This window comes from Streptomyces sp. NPDC047072 (assembly GCF_040643855.1).
In the GTDB taxonomy this organism is placed as follows: Bacteria; Actinomycetota; Actinomycetes; order Streptomycetales; family Streptomycetaceae; genus Streptomyces.
Genome location: NZ_JBEYVC010000002.1, coordinates 48,984 through 74,262, shown reverse-complemented (window position 1 = coordinate 74,262; position 25,279 = coordinate 48,984). Strand labels below are relative to the sequence as shown.

Annotated in this window: 24 protein-coding genes; 11 read left to right on the top strand and 13 right to left on the bottom strand. The window is 72.2% G+C overall.

From position 1 onward, the window contains the following. Positions 1–120: 120 nt before the first annotated feature. Together ABZ896_RS01280 and ABZ896_RS01275 are read right to left on the bottom strand one after the other, a co-directional pair. Positions 121–1,767 carry an alkaline phosphatase D family protein gene (locus ABZ896_RS01280; RefSeq protein ID WP_360919953.1) on the bottom strand — a complete coding sequence of 549 codons (1,647 nt, stop codon included), beginning with the start codon at positions 1,765–1,767 and terminating at the stop codon, positions 121–123. 84 nt (positions 1,768–1,851) lie between these two features. After that, complete coding sequence (locus tag ABZ896_RS01275; protein WP_360919950.1) at positions 1,852–2,496, bottom strand: HNH endonuclease family protein; 645 nt, start codon at positions 2,494–2,496, stop codon at positions 1,852–1,854. Positions 2,497–2,848: 352 nt separating this feature from the next. Here ABZ896_RS01275 and ABZ896_RS01270 point away from each other — a divergent pair, with 352 nt between their 5' ends. Together ABZ896_RS01270 and ABZ896_RS01265 are read left to right on the top strand one after the other, a co-directional pair. Beyond that, the gene (locus ABZ896_RS01270) at positions 2,849–3,427 is read left to right on the top strand and encodes a TMEM165/GDT1 family protein (protein WP_360919947.1); all 579 of its coding nucleotides are present in this window, start codon (positions 2,849–2,851) and stop codon (positions 3,425–3,427) included. 159 nt (positions 3,428–3,586) lie between these two features. Continuing rightward, on the top strand, positions 3,587–4,252 hold the full coding sequence (locus tag ABZ896_RS01265; protein WP_360919944.1) for an HAD-IA family hydrolase: 666 nt from the start codon (positions 3,587–3,589) through the stop codon (positions 4,250–4,252). Between the two features lie 132 nt (positions 4,253–4,384). Here ABZ896_RS01265 and ABZ896_RS01260 read toward each other — a convergent pair whose 3' ends face one another. Next, positions 4,385–5,347 (bottom strand): peptidoglycan-binding domain-containing protein, encoded by a 963-nt coding sequence (locus ABZ896_RS01260; RefSeq protein WP_360919941.1) that lies wholly within the window; start codon positions 5,345–5,347, stop codon positions 4,385–4,387. 475 nt (positions 5,348–5,822) lie between these two features. Between ABZ896_RS01260 and ABZ896_RS01255 the strand changes: the two genes are divergently transcribed. The 3 genes from ABZ896_RS01255 to ABZ896_RS01245 all read left to right on the top strand — a co-directional run bounded on the left by ABZ896_RS01255 (position 5,823) and on the right by ABZ896_RS01245 (position 7,585). Next, the gene (locus tag ABZ896_RS01255) at positions 5,823–6,506 is read left to right on the top strand and encodes a hypothetical protein (protein WP_360919938.1); all 684 of its coding nucleotides are present in this window, start codon (positions 5,823–5,825) and stop codon (positions 6,504–6,506) included. A gap of 5 nt (positions 6,507–6,511) precedes the next feature. Next, complete coding sequence (locus ABZ896_RS01250) at positions 6,512–7,033, top strand: hypothetical protein (protein WP_360919935.1); 522 nt, start codon at positions 6,512–6,514, stop codon at positions 7,031–7,033. 159 nt (positions 7,034–7,192) lie between these two features. Then, entirely contained in the window at positions 7,193–7,585 is a 393-nt protein-coding gene (locus tag ABZ896_RS01245) for a hypothetical protein (RefSeq protein ID WP_360919932.1), read from the top strand. A 7-nt stretch (positions 7,586–7,592) separates the two neighbouring features. On the opposite strand, the gene ABZ896_RS01240 is transcribed toward ABZ896_RS01245, so the two are convergent. Beyond that, positions 7,593–8,264 (bottom strand): O-methyltransferase, encoded by a 672-nt coding sequence (locus ABZ896_RS01240; protein WP_360919929.1) that lies wholly within the window; start codon positions 8,262–8,264, stop codon positions 7,593–7,595. Between the two features lie 238 nt (positions 8,265–8,502). On the opposite strand from ABZ896_RS01240, the gene ABZ896_RS01235 reads away from it, so the two are divergent. Beyond that, positions 8,503–10,506, top strand: a complete 2,004-nt coding sequence (locus ABZ896_RS01235; protein ID WP_360920251.1) for a bifunctional glycosyltransferase 87/phosphatase PAP2 family protein — start codon at positions 8,503–8,505, stop codon at positions 10,504–10,506. Here the strand turns inward: ABZ896_RS01235 and ABZ896_RS01230 are convergent, their stop codons facing one another. The 5 genes from ABZ896_RS01230 to ABZ896_RS01210 form a co-directional block, all read right to left on the bottom strand. Beyond that, entirely contained in the window at positions 10,507–10,845 is a 339-nt protein-coding gene (locus ABZ896_RS01230) for a hypothetical protein (RefSeq protein ID WP_360919926.1), read from the bottom strand. Next, positions 10,842–12,329, bottom strand: a complete 1,488-nt coding sequence (locus tag ABZ896_RS01225) for a PrsW family glutamic-type intramembrane protease (protein WP_360919923.1) — start codon at positions 12,327–12,329, stop codon at positions 10,842–10,844. Before ABZ896_RS01225 ends, ABZ896_RS01230 begins: the two co-directional genes overlap by 4 nt. Continuing rightward, complete coding sequence (locus tag ABZ896_RS01220; protein ID WP_360919919.1) at positions 12,326–12,862, bottom strand: hypothetical protein; 537 nt, start codon at positions 12,860–12,862, stop codon at positions 12,326–12,328. The genes ABZ896_RS01225 and ABZ896_RS01220 overlap by 4 nt, the downstream gene beginning before the upstream one ends. Further along, complete coding sequence (locus ABZ896_RS01215) at positions 12,825–15,143, bottom strand: nucleic acid/nucleotide deaminase domain-containing protein (RefSeq protein ID WP_360919916.1); 2,319 nt, start codon at positions 15,141–15,143, stop codon at positions 12,825–12,827. The genes ABZ896_RS01220 and ABZ896_RS01215 overlap by 38 nt, the downstream gene beginning before the upstream one ends. Before the next feature lie 123 nt (positions 15,144–15,266). Further along, a complete protein-coding gene (locus ABZ896_RS01210; protein ID WP_360919913.1) occupies positions 15,267–16,502 on the bottom strand; it encodes a cytochrome P450 in 1,236 nt (411 codons plus the stop codon). Positions 16,503–16,725: 223 nt separating this feature from the next. Here ABZ896_RS01210 and ABZ896_RS01205 point away from each other — a divergent pair, with 223 nt between their 5' ends. From ABZ896_RS01205 to ABZ896_RS01190, 4 genes are read left to right on the top strand one after another with little or no spacing between them, the layout of a single operon-like run. After that, a complete protein-coding gene (locus ABZ896_RS01205) occupies positions 16,726–17,895 on the top strand; it encodes a steroid 3-ketoacyl-CoA thiolase (RefSeq protein WP_360919910.1) in 1,170 nt (389 codons plus the stop codon). Next, positions 17,847–18,443, top strand: coding sequence for a DUF6461 domain-containing protein (locus tag ABZ896_RS01200; protein ID WP_360919907.1), 597 nt, complete (start codon positions 17,847–17,849; stop codon positions 18,441–18,443). Before ABZ896_RS01205 ends, ABZ896_RS01200 begins: the two co-directional genes overlap by 49 nt. 46 nt (positions 18,444–18,489) lie before the next feature. Then, on the top strand, positions 18,490–18,930 hold the full coding sequence (locus ABZ896_RS01195) for a hypothetical protein (protein WP_360919905.1): 441 nt from the start codon (positions 18,490–18,492) through the stop codon (positions 18,928–18,930). Next, positions 18,927–19,406 (top strand): pyridoxamine 5'-phosphate oxidase family protein, encoded by a 480-nt coding sequence (locus ABZ896_RS01190; RefSeq protein WP_360919902.1) that lies wholly within the window; start codon positions 18,927–18,929, stop codon positions 19,404–19,406. Before ABZ896_RS01195 ends, ABZ896_RS01190 begins: the two co-directional genes overlap by 4 nt. On the opposite strand, the gene ABZ896_RS01185 is transcribed toward ABZ896_RS01190, so the two are convergent. The 3 genes from ABZ896_RS01185 to ABZ896_RS01175 are packed head-to-tail and all read right to left on the bottom strand — an operon-like array spanning position 19,306 to position 23,474. Beyond that, positions 19,306–20,139 carry a Fic family protein gene (locus ABZ896_RS01185; RefSeq protein ID WP_360919899.1) on the bottom strand — a complete coding sequence of 278 codons (834 nt, stop codon included), beginning with the start codon at positions 20,137–20,139 and terminating at the stop codon, positions 19,306–19,308. The two genes, ABZ896_RS01190 and ABZ896_RS01185, sit on opposite strands and share 101 nt — an antisense overlap. A gap of 54 nt (positions 20,140–20,193) precedes the next feature. Continuing rightward, complete coding sequence (locus ABZ896_RS01180; RefSeq protein ID WP_360919896.1) at positions 20,194–20,994, bottom strand: hypothetical protein; 801 nt, start codon at positions 20,992–20,994, stop codon at positions 20,194–20,196. Positions 20,995–21,005: 11 nt separating this feature from the next. After that, the gene (locus tag ABZ896_RS01175) at positions 21,006–23,474 is read right to left on the bottom strand and encodes a helix-turn-helix domain-containing protein (RefSeq protein ID WP_360919893.1); all 2,469 of its coding nucleotides are present in this window, start codon (positions 23,472–23,474) and stop codon (positions 21,006–21,008) included. Between the two features lie 194 nt (positions 23,475–23,668). On the opposite strand from ABZ896_RS01175, the gene ABZ896_RS01170 reads away from it, so the two are divergent. Further along, positions 23,669–24,502, top strand: a complete 834-nt coding sequence (locus tag ABZ896_RS01170; protein ID WP_360919889.1) for an alpha/beta hydrolase — start codon at positions 23,669–23,671, stop codon at positions 24,500–24,502. 88 nt (positions 24,503–24,590) lie between these two features. Here ABZ896_RS01170 and ABZ896_RS01165 read toward each other — a convergent pair whose 3' ends face one another. Further along, positions 24,591–25,241, bottom strand: coding sequence for a YoaK family protein (locus ABZ896_RS01165; RefSeq protein WP_360919886.1), 651 nt, complete (start codon positions 25,239–25,241; stop codon positions 24,591–24,593). Between the last annotated feature and the right edge of the window lie 38 nt (positions 25,242–25,279).

The following is a 25,279-nucleotide window of genomic DNA, read 5'->3' as shown; positions in this document are numbered from 1 at the left end:
GAAGCGGACGGTCCGGCTCATCATGCCGTCGGGAGAAGGGGGCGCCGGACCCGGGGCCGAGAGTGTGGGGTGCGTCACCGGCAACTCGGGCCATGAGACCGGCTACCACCCGAAACCCCCTTATTCGCGGGTGAGTTGGGACTCCATGACGGTCACGAGCCGCTCCGTCCCCGCGCCCTTCCCGGTCTCCCGCGCCCGGTCCAGCCGCAGTCGCGCCGAACGCCCTTGCAACGTCAGCGTCATGAGCTGGTTGCCGAACCAAGGGCCGCTCGTCTTGCGCCAGTTCACCGAGGACGGTGGGCAGTGGCCGTGCGCGGCGAACCGCCGTCCCAGCGCCCGGGCCACCGCGCTCCAGCCGAAGCGGAAGCCGAACCGTATCCAGGAGGGGACGGAGTTGTGGACGGGCGAGCAGGTCAGCTGGAGGACCCGGGCGTCCGGCCCGCCCGTGGCCCACCGCGCCTCGGCCACGTACGCGTGGTGCACGTCCCCGGACAGCACCAGGACCGTCGCCGGCGCGCCGGGACCCGAGCCCGCCTCGGCGATCAGCGCGGCCAGCGCCTCGAAGGAGGCCGGGAACGCCGCCCAGTGCTCCAGGTCCGCCTTGCGCCGCAGATCCTCCCCGAACCGGGCCCAGCGCGCCCCGCGTTCACCCCGGCACAGCGCCGAGTCCCACTCCTCCGCGTGGTGCACCAGATGCGGCAGCAGCCAGGGCAGCGAGGTGCCGAGCAGGAGATGGTCGTAGGAACCGGGCTCGTCCAGCACCTGCTCGCGCAGCCACTCGGCCTCGCCGGGGTCGAGCATCGCGCGGCTGTCCTCGTCGAGGACACGGGCGGCGCGGGTGTCCACCATCAGCAGCCGCACCCGGCCGAAGTCGCGCCGGTAACTCCAGCGCACGGAGGCCGGATCGGCGTCGGCCCCGCAGGCGAAGGCGCGCAACTCGTCGGTGCCGTCCGGGGATCGGCGTACGGCGGCGTAGAGCGGGTCGGCGGCCAGTTCGGTGGGGGAGAGGTTGCCGAGGTGCTGGTGGACCCAGTACGACATCAGGCCGCTCAGCAGGCGCTCGCGCCACCAGGAGGTCGCGCGCATGTCGGCGAGCCAGGAGGCGGAGGTGTTCCAGTCGTCGATCACGTCGTGGTCGTCGAAGATCATGCAACTGGGCACCGTGGACAGCAGCCAGCGGATCTCCGGGTCGAGCCAGGACTCGTAGTACAGGTGGGTGTACTCCTCGTAGTCCGCCACCTGGTCGCCCGGCGGTTCGCTCAGGTCGCGGCGGGCGGCGAGCCAGCGGCGGGTGGCCGGGGAGGTCTCGTCGGCGTAGACCTGGTCGCCCAACAGCAGGAGCACGTCCGGGCGTTCGCCGTCCGGCGCGGCCGCCATCCGGGCCGCGAGGGTGTCCAGGGCGTCGGGGCCGACGGGGTCCGGCTCGCCGGCGGGCGGGGCGGCCCAGCGGCAGGAGCCGAAGGCGACGCGGACGGCGTCGTCGGCGGCGGGGGTGCGGATCACGGACGGGGGGAAGGGGGCGTCGGGCAGCGGCCACACGCGGGTGCCGTCCAGGAACACCTCGTAGGACCGCTCGGAGTCCGGGGCGAGACCGTCGAGCGGCACCAACGCGTAGTAGTGGCCCGCGATCTGGAAGGTGTGGGTCTCGGCGCGGACGCCGTCCGAGCAGCGCACCTCGGCGGTGCACGGACGGCTCGCCTCGACCCACACGGTCGCGGACGAGCCGTCGACGTACCTCAGCAGCGGTCCCAGACGCAGATCAGCCACCTGATCCCCTTCCGTCGACCCGTACGGTACGGAACGACGGAGGGGAACGGGGAGGTTCCGCGGATCACGAGTTGGTCAGGGTGGTCAGCAGCTGGACAGGTAGCTCGTCAGCGCGCTCTTCTCGGCCGAGTCGACCGAGAGGTCGTAGTAGTACTTCACCTGGACCCAGGCGCGGACGTAGGTGCAGCGGTACGAGGTGACCGACGGCATCCACTCGGCCGGGTCCTGGTCGCTCTTGGACTGGTTGACGTTGTCCGTCACCGCGATGAGCTGCGGGCGGGTGATGTCGTTGGCGAAGGCCTGGCGCTGGGCGGTGGTCCAGGCGCTGGCGCCGGAGTCCCAGGCCTCGGCGAGCGGGACCAGGTGGTCGATGTCCAGGTCGGAGGCGGCGGTCCAGGTGGCGCCGTCGTAGGGGGAGTACCAGCTGCCGCTGGTCGCGGTGCAGGCGGAGTTGGTGACGACGTTCGTACCGTCCCGCTTGAGGATGTACTCACGGGTGTTGCAGGTGCCGCTGATGGTGATCCACGTCGGGAACAGGTCCCGGTCGTAGCCGGTGCGGTTCTCCGTCGCCACGGTGAGCGAGGCGAGGTAGGTGCGGGCCGTGGCCGCGCTGACCGGGGTGGGGAGGGCGGCGGAGGCGGACGGGCCGTTGAGAACGCCGACGGAGGCTATGAGGGCGGTGAGAGCTCCGAGTATGCTGAGCCGTCGACGCGCGTAGAACTTCGGCATGCGAACTCCCTTGCGGGGTGGGGGTGTTGGAGCGCGGGCGTTCGAATGCTCGCGACTCCGTGTTGCGGGGAGGTGTGCGCTCGGTAAGAAGTTAGTGACGCGTACATGACACGACAAGGTTTACGGCGAAACGATCACGTACGATTGACGGTGTTGAAGGGGAGTAGCTCTTCGCCGGACCGTCGACATACTGCTCAGCTCGTCTGAGCCGGCGCCCGGAGGCGGGACCTTTCGGGGTCCGTCAGCGAGACCTTCGGCAGAGCAGTGCACCGACCGTGCGCTGCCGCGCCGAGGTGTCTTTTCGCGAAGGCTCAGCACTCTCGGTGGGGCAGCCCCGACCGATTGAGGACCCTTGATCAGCTTCACCGTGACCGCCGTCGTGTTCGGCGTCGTCTTCCTGGCCGAACTGCCCGACAAGACCGCGCTCGCCGGCCTCGTCCTGGGCACCCGCTACCGCGCCTCCTACGTCTTCGCGGGCGTCGCCGCCGCCTTCGCCCTGCATGTCGCGCTCGCCGTCGCGGCGGGCAGCGTGCTGACCCTGCTGCCGCAGCAGATCGTGCAGGCCCTCACCGGCGTCCTGTTCCTGGGCGGCGCGGCCGTGCTGCTGCTGAAGAAGGACGGGGACGACGAGGAGATCCGCAAGCCGGAGAACCAGTCCTTCTGGAAGGTCGCCGGGGCCGGGTTCATGCTCATCCTGGTCGCCGAGTTCGGGGATCTGACCCAGATCATGACCGCGAACCTCGCGGCCCGTTACGACGACCCGCTCTCCGTCGGCCTCGGCGCGGTGCTCGCGCTGTGGGCGGTCGCCGGACTCGGCATCGTCGGCGGAAAGGCCCTGATGAGGCGGGTGCCGCTGGCTCTGATCACCAAGATCGCGGCGCTGCTGATGATCGGGTTGGGCGTGTGGAGCCTGTTCGAGGCCGTCGCCTGACGAGCTGAACGGCCGGTGAACTGTTCCCGGCGGTTTCCGGGGGAGGTGGCGGGAACCCGTCTCGGTTTTGTACCGTGGAGAAACAAAGTGGCCTCCGCCCGTTTTCCCTGACCGGCGGGCGGGGCCGCCTTGTCTTTCCCGACGAGTTTGGAGTCGCCGATGACGGCCGCCGCCCCGACCGTGCTCACCGCCCGCGCCCTCCTGCTCGACATGGACGGCACCCTCGTCAACTCCGACGCCGTCGTCGAGCGGATCTGGCGCCGCTGGGCCGACCGGCACGGACTGGACGGCGACGAGGTGATGAAGGTCGTGCACGGCCGCCAGGGGCACGCCTCGATGGCCCTGCTGCTGCCCGACCGGCCCGTGGAGCGGAACCACGCGGACAACGCGCGCATGCTCGCCGAGGAGACCGCCGACATGGACGGCGTCGTGCCGGTACCGGGCGCGGCGGAGTTCCTCGCGTCGCTGCGGGGGCTGCCGCACGCCCTGGTGACCTCCGCCGACGTGCCCCTCTCCACGGCCCGGATGGCCGCGGCGGGGCTCCCGCTGCCCGATGTGCGGGTCACCGCGGAGTCCGTCGGCGCGAGCAAGCCGGACCCGGAGGGCTTCCTCAAGGGCGCCGCGGAACTGGGCGTCGACCCCGCGGACTGCGTGGTCTTCGAGGACTCCGGCGCGGGGATCGCGGCGGGGCGGGCGGCCGGGATGCGGGTCGTGGGGATCGGACCGCGGGCCGCGGCGCACGGGCCGGACGTGGTGGTGCCGGATCTGACGCGGGTGCGGGTGGAGGCGGCGGGGGGCGGGGCGATTCTGCTCCGGGTGGGGTAGGGGCTCTTTGTGGGTCTACGACTTCTGCGGTTTTACGGTGTCTGCGGGTCTGCGGGTCTGCGAGGCTGCGGTTCTGCGGCGTCTGCGGTTCGACGTCTGCCGCTCTACGGCGGGCTGCGGCTCCTCCGGCCTCTACGGTTCCGTCGTCTCCGACTCGAGCCTCGCGCGGGTCGCCGCGTCGTACACGCCGAGGTTGTCCGTGCTGACCCCTCGTGACCACTGGTAGTTGCGCAGCGCGTCCTCGACCTGGGTCGTGAAGACGCCGTTGATCGTGTCGTTGTACAGGTACAACTGGTGCAGCCGGGCCTGGAGTTCGGCGACCTCCGTGCCCTTGTCGCCGCGGCTCAGCACCGGCGGGGCCGTCTCGCTCGCGTCCTGGGAGGACTCCTGGGCCGCGTCCGCGGCCTTGTCCGGCACGCTGGGTGACGGGTCCGCCGCCGGGCGGGACGCGCTCGCCGATGCGCTGGACGGCTTTGCCGAGGGTGACGGGGAGGACGGGGGGCTCTTGTCGGCGGAGGGTGAGGGCGCCTCGGACGTCGGGTGTGCGGACTCCGGCGTCGGGGAGGCGGAGGCCGACGGGGCGTTCGTGGACGTGTCCGGGACGGCCGGGCGTACGTCCTGGGGGGCCGCCGTGTCCCGTGACGGGGTCTCGTAGGAGAACAGGCCGCTGGCGAGCCCGGCGGCGGCGACCACGGTGACGACGGCTGCGGCGGCGCCGAGGAGGACGGTGCGGCGGCGGGTTCGCGAGCGGGGCTCGGTGTCGGTGTCGGTTCTGTCGTCCGCGTCCGGTGCGGACAGGTTCAGGTCGGTGGTGCTGGGTGCGGGTACGGCCCGTATCCGCATCGTCTCCTCGGCCGCGGGAGGCTGCGGGACTCTGGGGAGGGGTGTGGTCTCGTCCCCGGTCGGCTGCGCGCCGTCCAGCTCCACGTACGGCCGGATGCGCAGCGGATCGAAGTCCTCCGCTGCGGCCGCCTCTGCCTCGCGTGTTTCGCGCAGCGCGTCCGATGCGCGCTGGTTGCACGCGCAGGACGGGGTGTTGTCGAGTCCTCTGGGCGCTCCGCACTCCGGGCACCGGTGGCCGTTCGACTCCGCCATGTGTTCGTCCCTCCCCTCACAAACCCCAGAGATTATGCAGAACGCGTTCACAGGTGTGTGTGGGAAGCCCCCGGAATAACAGCTTCCAAAGGGGCTTAGCGGGGCATAAGTGTGCGGGTTCGGTGGGGGCGGGCGTTTTGCGCAGTTCCCCGCGCCCCTAAAGATGCGCCTACGGTTCGGTGGTGGGTCGGGGCCGGGGGCGGGGGGTATCCGTCCTCGGTCCGGCGGTGCTGTCGATTGAGAAGTACTGGGTAACGGACGCCGGCCGCTGCGGGCGGACACCCCCCGCCCCCGTCCCCTCACCGCCGTACGCGGCCACACAAAACAACTGGCGTCCAGGTGAGCTCTTTTTAGGGACGCGGGGAACTGCGCGACCAGCCCCCACCGGGCCGCACCCGCAATACAGCCGTGCTGTCGGTATGTGGTCGTTGTGCGGAGGCGGTTTGAAGGTGGGGTTCGGGGCAACCCGGGATTTATGTCAACAGGCCTGATCATCGCTTTGATCCTGATCGTGGTGGCCGTCCTCGTTGTGGCGGCCGTCCTGTCCCTGCGTGCCCGTGGCCCGCAGCGTGGGCGGAGCCTGAAGCGGCGCTTCGGGCCCGAGTACGACCGGGCGGTGGCCCGGCACGACGGGGACGACAAGGCCGCCGAACGCGAGCTCACCGAGCGCGTGGAGCGGCACGGATCCCTGCGCGAGCACTCTTTGGAGCCCGCGCAGCTACAGCAGTTCGAGGCTCGCTGGACGGCGGCCCAGGAACGGTTCGTCGACTCGCCCCGGGAGGCCGTGGCGGAGGCGGACCGGCTGCTCGCCGACCTGGCCGAGGCCCGGGGTTTCCCGGCGGGCGACCAGTACGACGAGCAGTTCGCCGCCCTGTCCGTGCACCACGCGCACCGCGTGCACGGCTACCGGCGGGTGCACCGTGCGGCGCGGGCCGGCGTGGGGGCCGGTCTCGACGGCGACGCACGGGCCAACACGGAGGAGATGCGGGAGGCCATGGTCGAGGCCCGGGCCCTCTTCGACGACCTCATCGGGTCGGGCTCCGGGCACCGCGAGGGGCATCGCGAGGAACGGTCCCGTACGCAGGACACGAGTGCGCCCCAGAAACAGCACGGGCACGCGCCATGGGCGTTCACCAAGCGGCAGGCGAAGGGGAGTTGAGGGGTATGGCGGACGTCGAGCGTGAACGCGAGCGCAAGGACGCGGGGGACCGGACGGCTCTCGGGCGTACGGTCACGCCCACCGAGGGGACCACGGACAGCGCGCCAAGCACCGACAAGGGCACCGGCACCCGGCACGGCGTGACCGTCGCCGGGCACGAGAGCCCCGCCGGGGTCGGTGGTGAGACCGTGCGTGGGCGGGATGCCCGGAGCACCACCGGCAGCCCCTCGCATGGGGTCCGGCTCCTGCCGGGCGACGAGTGCGACAAGCTCACCACCCGGCTCCAGCATGCCGTCGCCGGATTCGTCGACGGTCCGCGGACGGCCGTAGAAGAGGCCGATCATGTGCTGGAGGAGGCCGCCGCGCGGTTCACCGAGGCCGTGAAGGAGCGTCGGCGTACGCTGCGGACCTCCTGGCAGGGGGACGGTGGTGCCGGGAAGTCCGGTGTCTCCGACGGCGACACCGAGCAACTCCGGCTCGCGCTGCGGGACTACCGTGAGCTGGCGGAGCGGCTGTTGCACATCTGACGTACGCGCGCCGTACCTGACCGGTCTGTTGTCGCCGTAGTGGGCGAACAGGCCGGTCAGGAGTGCCTTGCACCGGACACCGCCGCGTCGGGCGATTTATCATGCGGCCGCGGGTGGACCAACGGGGTGCCGCGCAAGGACGTTTCAGGAGGAGCGCACGTGCTCGAACTCACCATGGCCGTCGTCACCGCGGCGGAGGAGGGTGCCACGGCCGGTATGCAGATGGCCGACGCGCCCAGCGATCCGGGTGCCGTGCTGCGCGTGGGACGGGATCGGAGCGTGTGCCGGCTGGCCACGCCGGACGACTGGCTGTTCGTCTCCCGCGTGCACCTGGAGTTCCTCTGTGGGCCCGAGGGTGTCTGGCAGGTGACCTGGCTCCAGGGCTCGCAGCCCGACCCCTCCTCCGAGGTCCAGCTGGTCTCCGGCGCCTACGCGCAGCCGCTCGTGTACGGCGGGACCGTGCAGCTGCCGCGGGGCGGCAACGGCGAGATCGTGATCCGCGACCGCACCGCCCCTCGCAGCGTCAACGTCGGCTTCTACCACGAGTTCTGAGCGGGCATCAGCTGAGTACCCGGGCCAGCGCGAAGCCGTCGTAGCCCTTCGCGCCCACCGTCTGGATCGCCGTGGCGTCCAACTTGGGGTGGGAGCCGATCAGTTCGAGGGCGGTCCGGGTGCCGCGGACGTCGTCGGCGGTGGAGTCGTCGTCGGCGACGCGGCCGCCGCGGACGACGTTGTCGACGACGATCAGGCTGCCCGGGCGGGTGAGCTTGAGGGCCCACTCGACGTAGTGCGGGTTGTTGCCCTTGTCGGCGTCGATGAAGACGAGGTCGAAGGGGTCCGGGTGCTCGGCCGCGAGCTTCGGCAGCGAGTCGAGGGCCGCGCCCACCCGCACCTCGACGATCTTGTCGAGGCCGGCCCGCGCGATGTTGCGGTTGGCCACCTCCGCGTGGGCCGGGCTGTACTCAAGGGAGACCAGGCGGCCGTCGGCGGGCAGGGCGCGGGCCAGCCAGATGGTGCTGTAGCCGCCGAGGGTGCCCAGCTCCAGGACGGTGCGGGCGCCCTGGATCCGGGCCAGGAGGTGGAGGAGCTTGCCCTGGGGCGCGGTGACGGCGGCGTGCGGGAGGCCGGCGGCCTCGCTGTCGCGCACGGCCGCCTGAAGGGCCTCGTCCTCGGGTGTCAGATGGGCGGTGAAGTAGTCGTCGACGTCGTCCCAGAGCTGCGACTCGCTCATGCGCCTGTGCCTTTCATGTGACTAGTTAGATGAGGTAACTAGAAGCGCTAATGAATCTAGTCCGCGTGCCCCGCGCGCGCGACACCCCCGGGGGTGGACTACCGTCATTCGGACAAAAGAGGGCGGACGTCAGGTGAAACCTGCGTTGCCCGCGTCTTCTCCCCAGGACGCGTGACACGAACGGACGGGAGGCCGACGAGGCGTGGCGAATGCGGAGCCCGGTGGGCAACCGGTGGAGATGCAGGCGCGGCTTCGCGCGGCCCGGCTGGCCCTGTGGCTGGTGGCCGCCGTCCTGGCCGCGAGACAGGTCGCCGTCGTCCTCGGCACCCCCAGAGGCGAGCGGCTGACGGACCTGGAGACCTGGGTCGGACCGGACGGCGTCCTGCATGTGAAGGGCTCCCTGTACGACTCGACGCAGTTCACCGGCACCCCGTTCGGGGGACTGGTCCTCAAGCCGCTCACCCGGGCCGCGGAACAGGCCCTCGGCTGGGGCTGGACCTTCGGCACCCTGCTGCTCGTCGTCGCCCTCGGCCTGATCGTCGCCCGCGCCCTGCCCCAGCCGGTCGGCCGCCGCACCTCCCTGCTCGCCGCGCCGGTCGCCATCAGCCTGCTGATGCTGTCGCTGCCGGTGCGCAACACCCTCTGGCTCGGCCAGACCAGCATCATCCCCGTCCTGCTGGTGCTGGTCGCCTGCTTCACCGTCCGCGGCGAGCGCCTCAGCGGGGTGCTGATCGGCCTCGCCGCCGCCCTCCAGCCGACGGTCCTGCTCTTCGCGCCCCTGCTCTGGTTCACCGGCCGGCGCCGGGCCGCCCTGACCGCGGGGCTGACCTTCGCCGCGAGCACGGCGCTGGCCTGGGCCGCGCTGCCGCACGACTCGTACACCTACTGGGTCCACCACATCGCGGGCACCGGGCTCGGCGGCCCGGCGAACGACCTCGCCAACCAGTCCCTGCACGGGCTGCTGCTGCGGCTCGGCCTGAACGGGCCGCTGGAGATCGCGCTCTTCCTGGTGCTGGGCGCGCTGGTGGCCTTCGTGGGCGTACGGCGGGCCGTCGGGTACGCGCGCGACGGGCAGCTGCTGCTCGCCGTCGCGCTCACCGGGTGCGCGGCGATCGCCGTGTCGCCGACGACCTGGCAGCACCAGCTGCTGTGGGTGCTGCTCGCGGTCGTCGGACGGGTCGGCAAGCGGGCCTCCGACCGGTACGTGTGGCCGGTCGCCGTCATCCTCGTGATGACCCTGCCGGCGAAGATGATGCTCCCGCACATCTCCGCGCTGTACACCCTGCGGGACAACGTGGTGCTGCTCGCGGCCCTCGCCGCCGCGACCGTGATCCCCTTCCTGTCGCGCACCTCGCCGTACTACCGCACGCCGATCCCGACCGAGTACGCCGCTCCCGTGCCGGCCCGCCTGAGGCACGTACCGCTGCTGCCGTTCCTGCGGCGGGTGCTGACCCGGCCGAACCTGCTGCTTGAGCTGCTGCTGATCCGTGTGACCTACGCGGCCTACCAGCAGGTCCGGCTCGCGGCCACCGGCGGCACGAACTCCGGGGGGCGGGCCACCGCCGAGCAGCACGGCCACCAGGTCCTCGACCTGGAGCGGTGGCTGCACATCGACATCGAGCACACCGTCAACCACTGGGTGGTCGGCGTCGACTGGCTGCGGAACTTCTTCGACTTCTACTACGAGTCGTTCCACTTCGTGGTGCCGCTGAGCGTGCTCGCCGTCCTGTACTGGCGCCGGCCTGTGGACTACCGCTGGGCCCGCGCGTCGCTCGGGTTCGCGACCCTCCTCGCCCTGGTCGGCTTCTGGCTCTACCCGCTCGCCCCGCCGCGCCTGATGCCTTCGCTGGGGATCATCGACACGGTCCACGGCGTCCAGGACTTCTCCAAGCCGGACTACGGCACGCTGACAGCGCTGACGAACCAGTACGCGGCGATGCCGTCCCTGCACTTCGGGTGGTCGCTGTGGTGCGGGGTGGTGATCGCGGTCATCGCCCCGAAGTGGTGGATGAAGGCGCTGGGCCTGCTGCACCCGTTCTTCACGGTCTCCGCGATCGTCGCGACCGGGAACCATTGGGTGCTGGACGCGGTCGGCGGTGCGGTGGTCGTGGGGGCCGGGTTCGGGCTGTCGTACGTCTTCCAGGGGCCGCGGGCTCGGACGGTGACCGCCGTGGCCGAGGCCGACGAGGACCGTGCTCCGGTGAAGAACGGCACCCGGCAGCACGGCGTACGCGCGGAGTGATCACGGCGACTCGTCGGGCGCGTGCTCGGCGAACACCGCGTCCGTCGTCGCGAGGTCCGCGTCCGTAGCGGCCCGGGACCGTGAGACTGCGCGGGCGAGCCACAGCCCGGCGGCGAGGACGACCACCGCCCAGACGAGCGCCGAGGCACCGCCCGCGGTCCCCTGCGGACAGCTCCCCGCCGCACCGGGCAGGTCGCCGTGGTAGGCGGGCGGCGCACACTGCGCGGCGGCCGGCGCGGGGTCGCCCAGGACCAGGAGGACGACGGCGGCGGCCGGCGCGAGCAGCCGTAGCGCACGTGCGCCGGCGGCGGGCAGCCGTAGTGTTCGTGTGCCGGTCATGACGGCGCTCCTCCTGCCGGGAGGGTCGTCCGGTCCGAGGCCATGGGGGCTCCCTTCAGCGCCAGTACCCGGTCGCGCAGCGGTTGTTCCGGCGGTACGAGGATGTCGGCGCCCGGACCGTCGCGGTACAGGCGCTGCGTGGCGAGGTCCAGCTGTGCCTGGTGCAGCCGGGTGAGCAGGCGCACCCCCGCCACACCGTCCCTGCGCCACACCCGCAGTTCGAGCAGCAGCCTGCGCCGCGGCGAGAGCAGCAGCGGGATCTCCGGACCGGTGACGGCACCGGCCCCGGAGTCGGCCTCCTCGCGCAGCGTCCGGCGCAGCCCCCGTTCCTGGGCCCGCAGGCCACGGCGGAGGATCAGCGCGTACAGGGCGACGAAGACCCCCGAGGTGACGGCCGTCATCAGCGGCACTCCCAGCAGCAGACCGAGTGTGTCGCCGCCGGAGAACCACGTGTCCCGCTCCTTGGCGAGCTGCCCCAGCACGATGTCCGTCTCGAAGTGCCCGCCCAGCGCGGCCAGTACCCCCGCGGTCACCACCTGCGCCCGGTCCCGGCGGTCCGGCAGCCGGCGGGCCGCACCGAAACCGGCACCCACCAGCGCGGTGAACGCCACGTGCACGGCCATCAGCCCGACCACCTGCCGGGTCCAGAACTCCACGGACGGCTGGGCCGGGGGGCCGTTGCTGCCGAGGGCGCCCGGGTAGTCGCTCATGTAGGAGACGGTCTCCGTGAGGTTGAAGCCGAGGCCCACGGCCGCGCCGAGGATCACCCCGGACACCACACCGTCGATGTGGCGCCGGCACAGGAGGTAGAGGATCGCGACGACGGCGGCCTTGCCCAGTTCGGTGACGAGGGCGCTGTCGAGGCTGCCGACGGAGAAGAACAAGCGGGCGGTGTCCCGGGGCCTCGACCAGTCGAGCAGATAGCCGGGGAGGTACCACCAGGACCAGACGATCATGGTCACGCCGAATCCGCCCGCGACCAGCGCGCCCGCGCCGAACGCGGTCAGCAGCAGCCGTCCGGGCATCCGGCGGAACAGCTGCGCGCGGTGCAGGAGGAACAGCGCGGCCGCCGTGGTGGGCAGGCAGAGCAGCAGCGTGGGCAGGCTCCGGCCCAGCAGGTGCAGGGCCATGGTCGTGAACGGCAGCAACAGGGCCGCCAGGATGCCGTACTGGTGTCCGCGTACCGTTCCGGCGTCCACCGGGGGCGTGCTCCGGTGCCGCAGGAGCAGCAGGGCCAGCACCGCCGCGACGCCCCAGCCGACGAGCAGCAGGGTCCGGGTCAGGACGAAGACGCCCGCCAGGGGTTTCAGCCAGACCGTCATCAGGCTCGTGGGCGAGGTGATGCCGGGCTCGCACCAGTAGAGGACCTGTCCGACACCGAAGGCCACCGACAGGCCGAGCGCCACCACGATCGCGCTCGGCAGACCGTGCCGGGGCACGCGGGCGGGCGGCCGTGACGGGGGCGGTGGGACGGGCCGGGTCATCGGGTGTCTCCGTCCTGCGGAAGGTCCAGGCTCGGCCAGTCGCTGGGCAGGTCCCGGTAGTCCGTCGGCAGCTCGGGCAGGGACGGGAAGGAGAAGGTCGGGCTCGGCAGGTTCGGGCCGCCGGTGGGCCAGGAGGTGGGCCACTCGGTCGGTACGCCCGTCAGCCAGTCGCTCGGGTAGCCGCTGGGCAGCGGGACGCCGGTGCCACCGGAGGGGAGGAGTTCCGTCGGGATGAGCGACGCGGGCGGCGGCATGTCGGTCTGCGGGACCGCCGGTTCCGTGGTGGCGCCGAGGACAGCGGCGACCACGAGGGCCACGGCTCCGACCCCGCCGACGGCGGCCATGAGCCGTACGTACGGGCGTGGTTGGCTCTCCTCCGGCTCGGTCGGGTAGCCGTGGGGGTAGCCGGGGGCGGGGGGTGCGGGCGGTGGCGGGGGCGGTGGTGGTCCCGTGCCGGGCGGGGACGGTGGTGGTGGTCCCGTGCCGGCCGGGGACTCAGGCGTCGGGTCGGTCTCGTTCGGGTCGGACGACATGGGTGTCTCCCTGGGAACGGGGCCGGGCGCGGGTGGCCGCCCGGCGCAGCGGGCTTGCGGTGGCCCGGCGGGGCGGGCCCGTGGCGGCTCGGCGGAGGGGGCTTGCGGTGGCCTGGCTGGGCGGATTCGGGGAGGCCGGGTGCGACGGGCTTGCGGAGGCAGGGTGCGACGGGCTCGCGCCGGCCGGGTGTCGGTGGCGGCGCCACAGCAGCAGGGCGGCGAGTGGGACGAGGAGTACCGGCAGCAGCCGGAGCGTGAGGTCGCCCGCGGACAGGCCGTTGTCCGTCGGGCCGGCCCCGGCGGCCTCGCGCGGGGTGGGCGAGCCGAGCCACAGGGCGCCGGAGGCGCGGTCGGCGGAGGGCCGGCGCAGGGACGCGCCGACGTCCGCGGCCAGGCTCCCGTACCGCGACCCGAACGACGCGCCCGACTCCTGCCGCAGCGGGACCTCCGAGAGGTCGACGCCGCCGTAGAAGTACGAGCCGCGGTAGACCACCCCGTCCCGGGTCTCGTGGCGCTCGATGTCGAACTCGCCGTCCGTGGCCGACTCGACGTACGCGTCGAAGGTGTCCCTGGGCCGCCAGTCGGTCCTCGTCTCCCAGGGTCCGACGTCGTGCCCGTCCACCAGGTCGCCGTACGCGGTGTCCCGGGACCGGCTCAGGTCGCGGTACCACTCGGCGGCCACCCGGGCGAGGTACACGCGGCGCAGATCGGCGTACTGCGTAGCCGTGTTGACGTTCTTCTTCAGCCGGGGCAGCACCAGGTCCCGGAAGAGCCGCTCGTTGTGGCTCTCGGTGGCCTCGTCGGCCTGCGGACAGGAGCGGGGGAACGCCGTGGGTACGTCGGAGCGGTACACGGACTCCATCCGTACGTCCAAGGGCGCGTCGAGGATGTAGAGCTCGTCGCCGTCGGTGCGGACGCGTGCGGGCGCGGGCACGATCCAGACCCGGGTCAGGGCGCAGCCGCCGCGCAGGTCGTTCCAGAAGGCGCGGCCGGTCGGAGTGTCGGGGTGCAGGAGGGTGCCGGTGTCCCGCTTGAGCTGGAGGTCGGCCTCCAGGAGCACGCGGCCGGCGTCGGTGCGGCCGAGCCGGGCGTCGGTGATGCGGTCCGGTTCGCTGGGGTTGAGGTTGACCCAGTGGGCCGAGGGGGCCAGCTCCAGCCAGGTGAAGAAGGCGTCCGAGGTGAGACGGGCCGCGTAGACGCCGGCGTCCGGGCCGGTGCCGCCGGCGGGGGAGGTGGGGGCCTGGAAGGAGTAGCGGAGGCCGCTGCCGTCGCCGGGGTCGGCGAGATACCGCAGTTCGAGCGAGGAGAGGTCGATACCGCCGGGCGCCTCCTCGACGGGTTCCGCGAGCGCCCGGACAAGCCCGTTGTCGGTGACGGCGGGGGCGTCGTCCGGAGCGCAGTCGGAGCGGAGGGAGGCGGCGAGGGCGGAGGTGGCGGTGGTGTGGTGGCGGGTGGAGGTGGAGGTGGAGGTGAGGGCGGCGATGAGGGTGGTGCGGTGGCGGGCCGGGGTGGCGGGGCCGAGGCCCAGGCTGCACGTGCCGCCCTGGGAGCGGGCCCGGAAGACGTCGCTCGTCTCCCTGGCCGCCTGCCGCTTGCGTTCGGCGACCACCGGGCGGCGTCGTTCCAGCCGTTCCTTTTCCTGCGCCACGTCCTCCTCGAAGGCCGTGTCCCCCTTCGTGGCGTTGCTCGCCTCGCCGAGCCGGTTCGCCAGGTCGGACGTGTAGTTCTTCGCCCTGTGCTCGACCGCGTAGTACACCCGCGCGCCCTTCGGCACCTCCACACGGCACTTCGGGCAGGGGGAGCGGTCGGTGTAGACGGCGAAGAGCCGGTCGGGGTCCGTCACGCCGAGGTAGCGCAGCTCTTCCAGCAGGCGAATCTCGGAGTGGTTCTTCCGGATGGTGTTGGTCCGTGTGATGACGGCGAACCGCTTGATGTCCGGACGCTCGTCGAGACAGAGCTGACGGTACAGATCGGGATCGGTCCGCAGGAGCTCGTCGACGTCGAAGACCTCCAGACCGTCCGTGACCAGACCGTCCAGACCCGTGATGTCCACGTAGCCGGTGGCCAGGTTCCGTCCCACGTCGGCGGGCGACTGGAGGTGCCGAGCGGCCCTGGCCACGTACGCCCTGCGCCCCAGGGGGGACTCGAACCACGGATCGAGCTGGACCGACTTGTCGCACCGCGAGCCGGCCACCGGGGTGAACGACCCGGCGGGCGTGGGCAGGAGGAGCGCGAGGAGGAGCGCGAGGGTGAGGGACGCGCCCGGTAATCGTGACAACACCTTCTTCACAGCAGAACCCCCGTCATGCTGTCCGGCTCCCAGGCTGTCCCCGTCCCCAGGGGAGGGTCAACCCTGGGGAAAGGACACAGCGCCCACGAAATCGGACAGATCTGCGGGGGTACGTCACCTCACGCTGACCTGAAGCTCCTTGACGCCGTTGATCCAGGCCGAGCGGAGGCGGCGGGGGTCGCCGGTGAGGTGGAGGTCGGGCATGGCGTCGGCTATCGCGTTGAAGATCAGGTCGATCTCCATGACGGCCAGGGACTTGCCGAGGCAGAAGTGCGGGCCGCCGCCGCCGAAGCCGAGGTGGGGGTTGGGGTCGCGGGTGATGTCGAAGGTGTCGGGGTTCTCGAAGACCTCGGGGTCGTGGTTCGCGGCCGCGTAGAAGATGCCCACGCGGTCGCCCTTCTTGATCTGCTTGCCGCCCAACTCCGTGTCCTGGGTGGCCGTGCGCTGGAACGCGTTGACCGGGGCCGCCCAGCGGACGATCTCCTCGGCGGCGGTCGAGGGGCGTTCGCGCTTGTACAGCTCCCACTGCTCCGGGTGGGTCAGGAACGCGTGCATGCCGTGGGTGATGGCGTTGCGGGTCGTCTCGTTGCCCGCGACCGCCAGCATCAGCACGAAGAAGCCGAACTCGTCGGAGTTCAGGTTGCCTTCGTCCTCCGCCGCGACCAGGGTCGTCACGATGTCCTTCGCCGGGCACTGTTTGCGGTCGGCCGCCATGTTCATCGCGAACGCGATGAGCTCCATCGCCGACTCCTGCCCGACCTCCTCGGTGATCGCGTACTCCGGATCGTCGTACGAGATCATCTTGTTGGACCAGTCGAAGATCTTCGCCCGGTCGTCCTGGGGGATCCCGATCAGCTCGGCGATGGCCTGGAGGGGCAGTTCGCAGGCGACCTGGGTGACGAAGTCGAAGGAGCCGGAGCGGGCGCGGGCCTCGGCGACGATGCTCGCGGCCCGGGCGCGCAGCCGTTCCTCCAGCGCCCGGATCGCGCGCGGGGTGAACACCCGCTGCACGATGCCCCGGACCCGGGTGTGCTCCGGCGGATCCATGTTGAGCAGGATCAGGCGCTGCGCGTCGATCGCGTCCCGCTCGATGTGCTCGTTGAAGCGGATGATCGCCGTGTTGAGGTACGAGGAGAAGATCTCCGGGTGCGTGGAGACGTACTTGACGTCCGCGTGCCGGGTGACCGCCCAGTACCCCGCGTCCTCGAAGCCGGCGACATTGCCCGACTGGGGGATCCAGCGCACCGGTTCGGCCCGGCGCAGCTCGGCGAACTCCGGCAGTGGCACGCGGCTCTGCAGCAGGTCGGGGTCGGTGAAGTCGAACCCGTCGGGAAGCGCTGGACACGACATCGGCAACTCACTCCAGCCATCTGTCTATCTGACGGTCCATCAGGAACAGGCTGCCGTGAAGGTAGTAACGGGTTCTACAAGAGGCAAGGGGTGCGGCGCGCCCAATTACGTGCACGACCCTTGCGGTTGTGGGGGGTGTCTCAGCAGACTGCTGGAAGAAATAGAACACGTACTAGTTATGCACTGGTTCCAGGGATCCGTTCGGAGGAGAGGACCCGCACCCATGGCCGCCGAACCCGTGATCGTCGAAGCCGTCCGCACCCCCATCGGCAAGCGGGGCGGCGCGCTCGCCAACCTGCACCCCGCCTATCTGCTCGGCGAGACCTATCGTGAACTGCTCGGCCGGACCGGAATACCGGCCGACGCGGTGGAACAGATCGTCGGCGGTACGGTCACCCACGCCGGTGAGCAGTCCATGAACCCCGCGCGCACGGCCTGGCTCACCGTCGGGCTGCCCTACGAGACGGCGGCGACGACCGTCGACTGCCAGTGCGGCTCCTCCCAGCAGGCCTCGCACATGGTCGCCAACATGATCGCGGCCGGCGTCATCGACGTCGGCATCAGCTGCGGTGTCGAGGCGATGTCACGGGTGCCGCTGGGGTCGGGGTCGAAGCACGGCCCCGGCAAGCCGTTCCCCGACGAGTGGAACGTCGACCTCCCGAACCAGTTCGAGGCCGCCGAACGCATCGCGCGCCACCGGGGGTTGACCCGCGAGAACGTCGATTCCCTCGGGCTCGTCTCGCAGGAGCGTGCCGCGCACGCCTGGGCCGAGGAGCGCTTCAAGCGGGAGACCTTCGCGGTGCAGGTGCCGACGACGGAGGACGAGCAGCGGGCCGGACAGGGCATGTGGCGGCTGGTCGACCGGGACGAGGGGCTGCGCGACACGACCATGGAAGGGCTCGCCCGCCTCAAGCCGATCATGCCGACCGCCGTGCACACGGCGGGCAACTCCTCGCAGATCAGCGACGGTTCGGCCGCGATCATGTGGGCGTCGAAGCGGATGGCGCGGGCGCTGAAGCTGCGGCCCCGGGCGCGGATCGTCGCCCAGGCCCTCGTCGGCGCGGACCCGCACTTCCACCTGGACGGGCCGATCGACGCGACCCGTGCGGTGCTCGGCAAGGCGGGGATGTCCCTGAAGGACATCGACGTCGTGGAGATCAACGAGGCGTTCGCGTCCGTGGTGTTGAGCTGGGCCCAGGTCTTCGAGCAGGACCTGTCGAAGGTCAACGTCAACGGCGGCGCGATCGCGCTCGGCCACCCGGTGGGGTCCACCGGGGCCCGGCTCATCACCACCGCCCTGCACGAACTGGAGCGCACGGACAAGGAGTTCGCGCTGATCACGATGTGCGCGGGCGGGGGGCTGGCCACCGGCACGATCATTCAGCGGCTCTGACCATCCGGTTGTCGTGGGTGGAGGAGGCGTACCCCCTCGGATACACCCTTCTCTTCTGTGAGGGGCTCACGCCTGAGGAGGTGCTCCAACGACTGGGCGCCCGCCGGGAGTCGCTGTATCCCCTGACCCGGGTCGAGGCTCAGGAGATCGAGGTCCGCAACTCGATGGACGAGCCGTTCGAGCTGGACCATCCGGATGTCGAGACCCTGGAGGAACTCGGCTTCCTGCGGCGCTCGGTGGACGCCGTCGTGCGGGCCGGTGCGATCGAGGGGTGGGCGTTCGCGATCCAGGCTTCCACGTCGTACGTCACCACGCGGAACTTCCTGCCCACACTCTGTGCGGACACCCGTGTCCTCGTCGTCAGCCGGGACATCAACGCCGTGCGGGGGGTGGCGTACGCGGTCGAGGGGCGGGTGCTGCCCGATCTCGATCTCGGAGACCCTGCGCGGGTCCTGGAGCATCTGGAGCGCCGGTTCGGATTGTGGGTGCCGGAGGAGTCCGAGGGGTGGCGGTTGCCCGCGGCGGGGCTGTCGACGGGGGGCCGATGAGTTCGCGGTGCGCTCGGAGTCCTTACCTCTGACTGGGAGGTGTGCGATGGACGCAGCGCTGGAGCGGCTGGACGTGCTGGTCGGGGAGTGGGTGGTGGAGGCGGAGTTTCCCGGGGCGGAGGCCGTCACCGGGCGGGCCGTGTTCGAGTGGACCCTGGACGGGCGGTTCCTGGTGCAGCGGACGGCGGCACCGGGGCCCGTTCCGGACAGCATGGCGATCGTGGCGGCGGGGGCCGCGGACGGGACGTACACCCAGCACTACTTCGACTCGCGCGGGGTCGTACGGACGTACGCGATGACCTTCGACGGCGAGGTGTGGCAACTGCTGCGCGAGCGCGCGGACTTCTCGCCGCTGGACTTCCGGCAGCGGTTCGTCGGGCGGGTCGAGGACGGCGGGGACACCATCCGGGGCGCCTGGGAGACGGGGAAGGTCGAATCGGGGGAGTGGGAGCGGGACTTCGGGGTCAGTTACCGGCGGATCCGATGACGGGGCCGACCGCGGAGCACGGGCGGGGGATCGTCGAGGCGAGCGCGTATCTCGTGCTGGCCACCGCGGACGCGGACGGGCGGCCCTGGAGTACGCCGGTGTACTTCGCGCACGTCGGGTGCCGGGAGTTCTTCTGGGTGTCGTCGCCGGAGGCCGTTCACTCGCGGAACATCGCCGTGCGTCCCGAGGTGGGGATCGCGGTCTTCGACTCGTCCGTGCCGATCGGGACCGGGCAGGGGGTGTACATGGCTGCCGTCGCCGGGATCGTGGAGCAGGGGGACGAGGTCGAGCGCGGGCTGGAGGTCTTCTCACGGCGGTCCGTCGGGCACGGCGGGCGGGTCTGGACGCCGGACGACGTGCGCGGGGACTCCGGGATCAGGCTGTACCGCGCGGTGGCGGAGGAGCACTCGATGCTGGCCAAGGACGGGCGGCCGGACCATCGGGTGCCGGTGCGGTTCGACGAGCGGTCGACCTGATCAGGACGGCGAGCAACTCGGCGAGTTCCAGCGGGACTTCGGGGTCGTCGGCGCGGCGCGCGAGACGACGTACGGGGGCCACCTGGGCCAGGGAGACGCCGGCGCGGGCCAGGACGTGGACCAGCGTCAGGAACGCGGCGCGTGCGTTGCCGTCGTCGAAGGGGTGGAAGAAGCAGACGTCCAGGTAGGCGCGGGCCGCCCGGGCGGTGAGGGGGAGAGCGGGGTCGGCGGCCTCCGCGAGGCAGGCGTCGAAGCGGGTGCGGAGGTCCGGGGTGACGCCGTAGAGCTCGCGGCCGTGCTTGGCGTAGGCCGGAGTGGTGCGGAAGGAGACCTCGGGGACGCCCAGCACGAGCCGCTGCCAGGTGGCGAGGAGGGCGAAGGAGAGCGGGGTGCCGGCGGCCGCGTCGGCTCGGGCGACGGCCAGGGCGTCGAGGAGGCGTTCGGCGCGCTGTGGATCGCGGGCGTGGTCGTGGGTGCGGATGTCGTGGGCGGCGCCGTCGCGGGTGGGGTTGGTGGGCAGGGGGCGCGCGGGGGCGGAGGGCAGCGGAAGCGCGGGGCCCGGGATGGCGGGTGGGGGAATCGCGGGGGCGGAAGGTGGCGGGACGGCGGGCAGCGGACAGGAGGCGCCGGAGGTGAGGGCGGCGGGTGGTGGGAGAACGATCTCAGGGGCCCGGTGCCAGGGCGTGGCGGCGCGGATGGTCAGCCAGGTGCGCAGGTGGTCGGGGGTGGTCATACGGCCCTTCCGGTCGTGCCGGTCATCTTGTTCTCGGCCCTCTCCTCACTCGTCTCACTCGTCGAGATACGCCTGCACCCGCGCCGACGTGTACCGGTACCCGTCCGCGTCCCGCAGCACCGGCGCGCCCGGGTCTGGCTCCAGGGCGGTCGCCAGGTGTTCCGCCACGTCGTCGACCAGCGTGCCCTTCGGGGCCGTCCAGCTCTCGAAGCGGCCGCCGACGGCCTCCTCGACCAGGGTCTCCGCGGTCTCCGGCGGTACGTCCCAGCGGGTGAGGAACCAGGTCAGGACCTGGGCGCAGTGGCCGTACCAGGCGTCCCCCGACCCCGTGCGGTCCAGCGACTGGAGGATGAGATGGTGGGTGGCGCGGTCCCAGGCGTTGCGGCGGTCCTCGACCGGCAGCGTGCCCAGCGGATACGCCTCGAAGCGGCGCGCCAGGAACTCCAGCCACTCCCGCCACTCGCACAGCGACCTGGCGACCCGCGCCAGTGTCTCCTCGGGCGTGGAGATCGAGTGCGAGGCGCAGCACCAGCCGCCCACCGGCCCGCCGCTGAGGTCGCCCTCGTCGTGCGACCAGCGCCAGCCGGTGGCCCAACTCCCGTACCGCTCCACGAGCTGCCGGGTGAGGTCACGGACCCAGTCCCAGCCCTCGCTGTGCGCCCAGCGGATGTGCCGGGAGGACTCCGCGACCATCTCGTCGTAGTCCCGCGTCCGCGTCCGGGGCGGTGGAACCGGCACCCGGCCCGCCGCCTCTAGCGACCGGACCACGTCGAGGGCCTCCTCGGCGGAGAACGGGTGCCGCGCGGGGTCCACGTCGGGCCAGGTGAGGTCGTAGGGGAGCAGCTCGCGAGTCATCGTACGCATGTTCAGTGACCGGAGGCGGCGGCCTCAACCGGATTTCCCGCGAGGCGGGTCAGTGCCGCCGCCGTCTCCTCGGCGGAGGCCGTGTCGCCGGTCGCGGTGAAGAGGCGGTGGGCCTCGTCGTAGCGGGCGCGGGCCTCGGTCGTCTCGCCGCAGTGCTCCAGGGCCGTGGCCAGGCCGACGAGGGTCTGCGCCTGGGAACGGCTGGTGCCCGCGTGGGTCGCGGGGGTGACGACGGTCCGGTAGACCTCCAGCGCGTCCGCCCAGCGGCGCAGCGCCAGCAGGTCCAGGCCGATCTCGTGGCGCAGCAGGGTCTGGGCGAAGACGTCGAAGCCGGGAGCGTTCTCGACGCCCGGCTCCGGTGCCTGCGCGTCGGGAGTCTGTGTCTCGGCGTCTGGTTCCGGTGCCTGCGCGTCGGGAGCCTGCGTCTCGGCGTCCGGTTCCGGTGCCTGCGCGTCCGGAGCCCGCGTCCCCGCGTCCGGCTCCGGTGCCCCCGCGTCCGGCGCCCGCGTCCCCGCGCCCCGCGTCCCCGGATCCAGCAGGGACTCGTGCAGCGCCAGCGCCTCCTCGGGGCGGCCCGACTCGCGCAGGGCGCTGCCCAGGACCCGCTGGGACACCGCCTTGCCCGCCGCGTCACCGGTGGCCTCGAAGAGCCGTACGGCGTGCGCTGCGGCCTCCGCCGCCTCCGCGGGCCGGCGCAGGCTCAGGGTCGCGCCGGTGATGTACGCCCAGGCCCAGCCCTGTTGGCCGACGTCACCCACCTCGGTCGCCAACTCCAGTGCGCGGCGGGCGTGTTCGACGGCTTCGGCGTATTGCCCGGCGCCGACCGAGTGGGCCCACGCAAGGCAGTTGAGCTGCTGGGCCTCGGCCGTCCGGTCGCCGAGCGCCGCCGCGGACCGGACGCCGTACGTGAACAGGGTGCGCCACTCGGGCCAGGCGTCCCAGCGGTCCGAGAACCAGTACAGGGTGCGGGCCGTGTGCAGGATCTCCGGGTACCGGCCCGCCGCGAACAGGATCGGCAACGCCCCGGCCCAGTGGGCGCGTTCGACGGTCAGCCACTCCTCGGCCTCCTCGGCGGAGGTCGGCGTGAAGGGGGTGGGGGCTCCGGGCCAGGGCTCGGGAGCGCCGGGCGCCTCGAACCAGCGGCCCGCCGCGGACGCCGACCGCAACAACCAGTCGGCCATGCGGAGTCGGACACCGGCGGGGTCCTCCTCCTCGCCGTGCAGCTGCTCGCGCGCGAAGAGCCGTACGAGATCGTGCAGGGCGTATCGCCCCTGTGCCGTCTCCTCCAACAGGCCTCGGTCGACCAGCAGGTCGAGGGAGTCCTCTATCAACTCCCTCATTGGTTCATCGATGAGTACGGCGGCCAGGTCCGGGCCGGTGTCGTGACCGGGGAGCAGGGCCAGGCGGCGCAGCAACAGGCGCCGGGAGTCGGTCAGTTGCCGGTAGGAGAGGGCGAGCGCGCTGCGCACCGCGAGGTCGCCCGCGACCAGGCCGCTCAACCGGCGCCCCTCGTCGGCGAGTTGGGCCACCAGCCGGGCCGGGGTCCAAGTGGGGCGGCTGGAGAGGCGGTTGCCGACGATCCGCAGCGCCAGCGGGAGGTGCCCGCACAGCTCGGTGAGCCGGGTGATCGCCTCGGACTGGCCCTCGGTGCGCGGGGCGCCCAGGATCCGCTCCAGGAGCGCGGCCGACTCGCCGCCGCTGAGCCCGCCGAGCCGGATCCGCCGTACCCCCTCCAGACCGGCCAGCGGCCGCCGGCTGGTGACCAGCACGAACCCGCCCTCGGCGTCCGGCAGCAGCGGCCTGGTCTGCGCCTCGTCGGCCGCGTCGTCCAGGACGACCAGCACCCGGCGGCTGCCCAGCAGGTTCCGGTAGACGGCCTCCCGGGCCACCGGGTCGACCGGGATCCGGTCCGGCGGCAGGCCGAGCGCCGTCAGCAGCAGGACCAGCGCCTCGGCGGCGGGCAGCGGGGAGTCGCTCATGCCGTGCAGCTGCACCGACACACAGCCGTCCGGGAAGTGCCGTCCGGCCAGCCGCCGGGCCGCCTCCGCGGCCAGCGTCGTCTTGCCCTGCCCGCCCGGCCCGAACAGCACCGCGGCCCGGGTGCGGGAACCGGCGGCGAGCGCGTCCAGATCGGCCAGCTCCTGCTCCCGGCCGGTGAAGTCCGGGACGGTGCGCAGGAGATACGGCGGCGCGGGCGGGCCGCCCCGGTCCCGGCCGGCGTCGGCCAGCCGCTGCAGGCGCTCGCGCAGGTCGTCGTCCAGGGCGAGGGCGGCGGCGAGCGCGTCGACCGTACGGCGCTGCGGGCCACGGCTGCGGCCGCGCTCCATGTCACCGAGCGCGCGGACACTGACCCCGGAGGCCGCGGCCAGCTCCTCCAACGTGAGCCGGGCGGCCCGGCGCAGGGAGCGGAGGAGGGCGCCGAAGGGGGTGGACGGGTCTGGTGTGCTGGGTGGGGTGGCTTGACTGGTCATCACGTCAATTAGAACAAGCGCTCGCCACTCCGCGCCCGGCCACTCCGCCCCCAGCCATCCCGCCCCAGCCACTCCGCCCCCGCCGCCCCACCACTCCGCTTCCACTTCTGCCGCACTTCCGCCTGGTTTTCTGCCTGGCGACCCTCTCCGGCCCGTGGTGGGCTGGAGGCTCCACACCGAGGAGGACGAAGACCATGCCGTACATCACCGTTGGCGAGGAGAACAGCGCGCCCGTCGAGCTGTACTACGAGGACCACGGCACCGGACAGCCCGTCGTGCTGATCCACGGCTACCCGCTCGACGGACACTCCTGGGAGAAGCAGCTGCCGGCCCTCCTGGAGGCCGGGCACCGGGTCATCACGTACGACCGCCGCGGCTTCGGCCGCTCCTCGCAGCCGACCACCGGCTACGACTACGACACCTTCGCCGCGGACCTCGACAAGGTGCTCACGACCCTCGACCTGACCGACGCGGTCCTGGTCGGCTTCTCGATGGGCACGGGCGAAGTGGGCCGGTACCTGGGGACGTACGGCTCGGGGCGGGTCGCGAAGGCGGTGTTCCTGGCCTCGCTGGAGCCGTTCCTGCTGAAGACCGACGACAACCCGACCGGCGTCGACCAGGCGGTCTTCGACGGCATCCTCGACGCCGTCACCAAGGACCGGTACGCCTACTTCACCGCGTTCTACCAGGACTTCTACAACCTGGACGAGACCCTCGGCAGCCGGATCAGCGAGGAGGCCGTCCGCAACAGCTGGAACGTGGCCGCAGGCGCCTCCGCCCACGCGTCGGTGGCCTGCGTCCCGACCTGGATCACCGACTTCCGCGAGGACGTGGCGAAGGTCGACGTCCCGACCCTGATCCTGCACGGCACCGGCGACCGCATCCTCCCGATCGACGCCACCGGCCGCCCCTTCCAAGCGCTGCTCCCGTCCGCCGAGTACGTGGAGATCGAGAACGCCCCCCACGGCCTCCTCTGGACCCACGCGGAAGAGGTGAACTCGGCCCTGCTGACATTCCTCGCGAAGTAACCGCGAAGGCGGGGGCGATTGGTGCGAATGTCCCGGCGACACGCCGGGGATGCGGGCCGGGCCCGGGACATCCGCACCAATCAACCCCTCACTCCCTGCCCGACGCCAGCGTCGCCAACAGTGCGACCGCGCCCGCCGCGATCGCCAGTGGGAGGCCCAGGCCGTGGTGGAGGACCAGCCATGCGCCTCCGCCCGCGCCCGCGACCATCGCCGCGACGGCGGCCGTACGGCGGAGAGGGCGGGTGCCGGAGTCGGCGGCCAGGCCCGTCAGCGTCATGGTGAGCACGGTGGTCGTCAGGTCAGGGACGCCCAGCCTGCGGACCGTGGCGTTGCGCAGGCCCATCGCGAAGGCCGTCACCGCGATCAGGGCGTAGGCGGTGGCGGTGGCGTCGGGTGCGGCGAAGGCGACCACCGCCGCCGCGCCCAGCAGGACCGCCTCGGCGGCCAGCGTGGTCCGGGCCCAGGTCCGCCGGGAGCCGCCGGACAGTCGTACGGCGATCCGCCCGCCCGCGGCCGCGCCCACCACGAAGGACCCCAGCGAGGTCAGGGTGTGGGCGACCGAGAAGCCGGGCGCACCGGCCGCGGCGAAGCCGAGCACGACGACGTTGCCGGTCATGTTCGCGGTGAAGACGTGCTCCAGGCCGAGATAGCTCACCGCGTCGATCAGCCCGCTGACGACGGTGAGCCCCAGCAGCACCGGCACGAGACGCAGGCCGCGGTCCTCCGTGTGCGCAGTCACCGGGCCAGTGGACCACGGGACGGTAAGGGGAGGGTCGT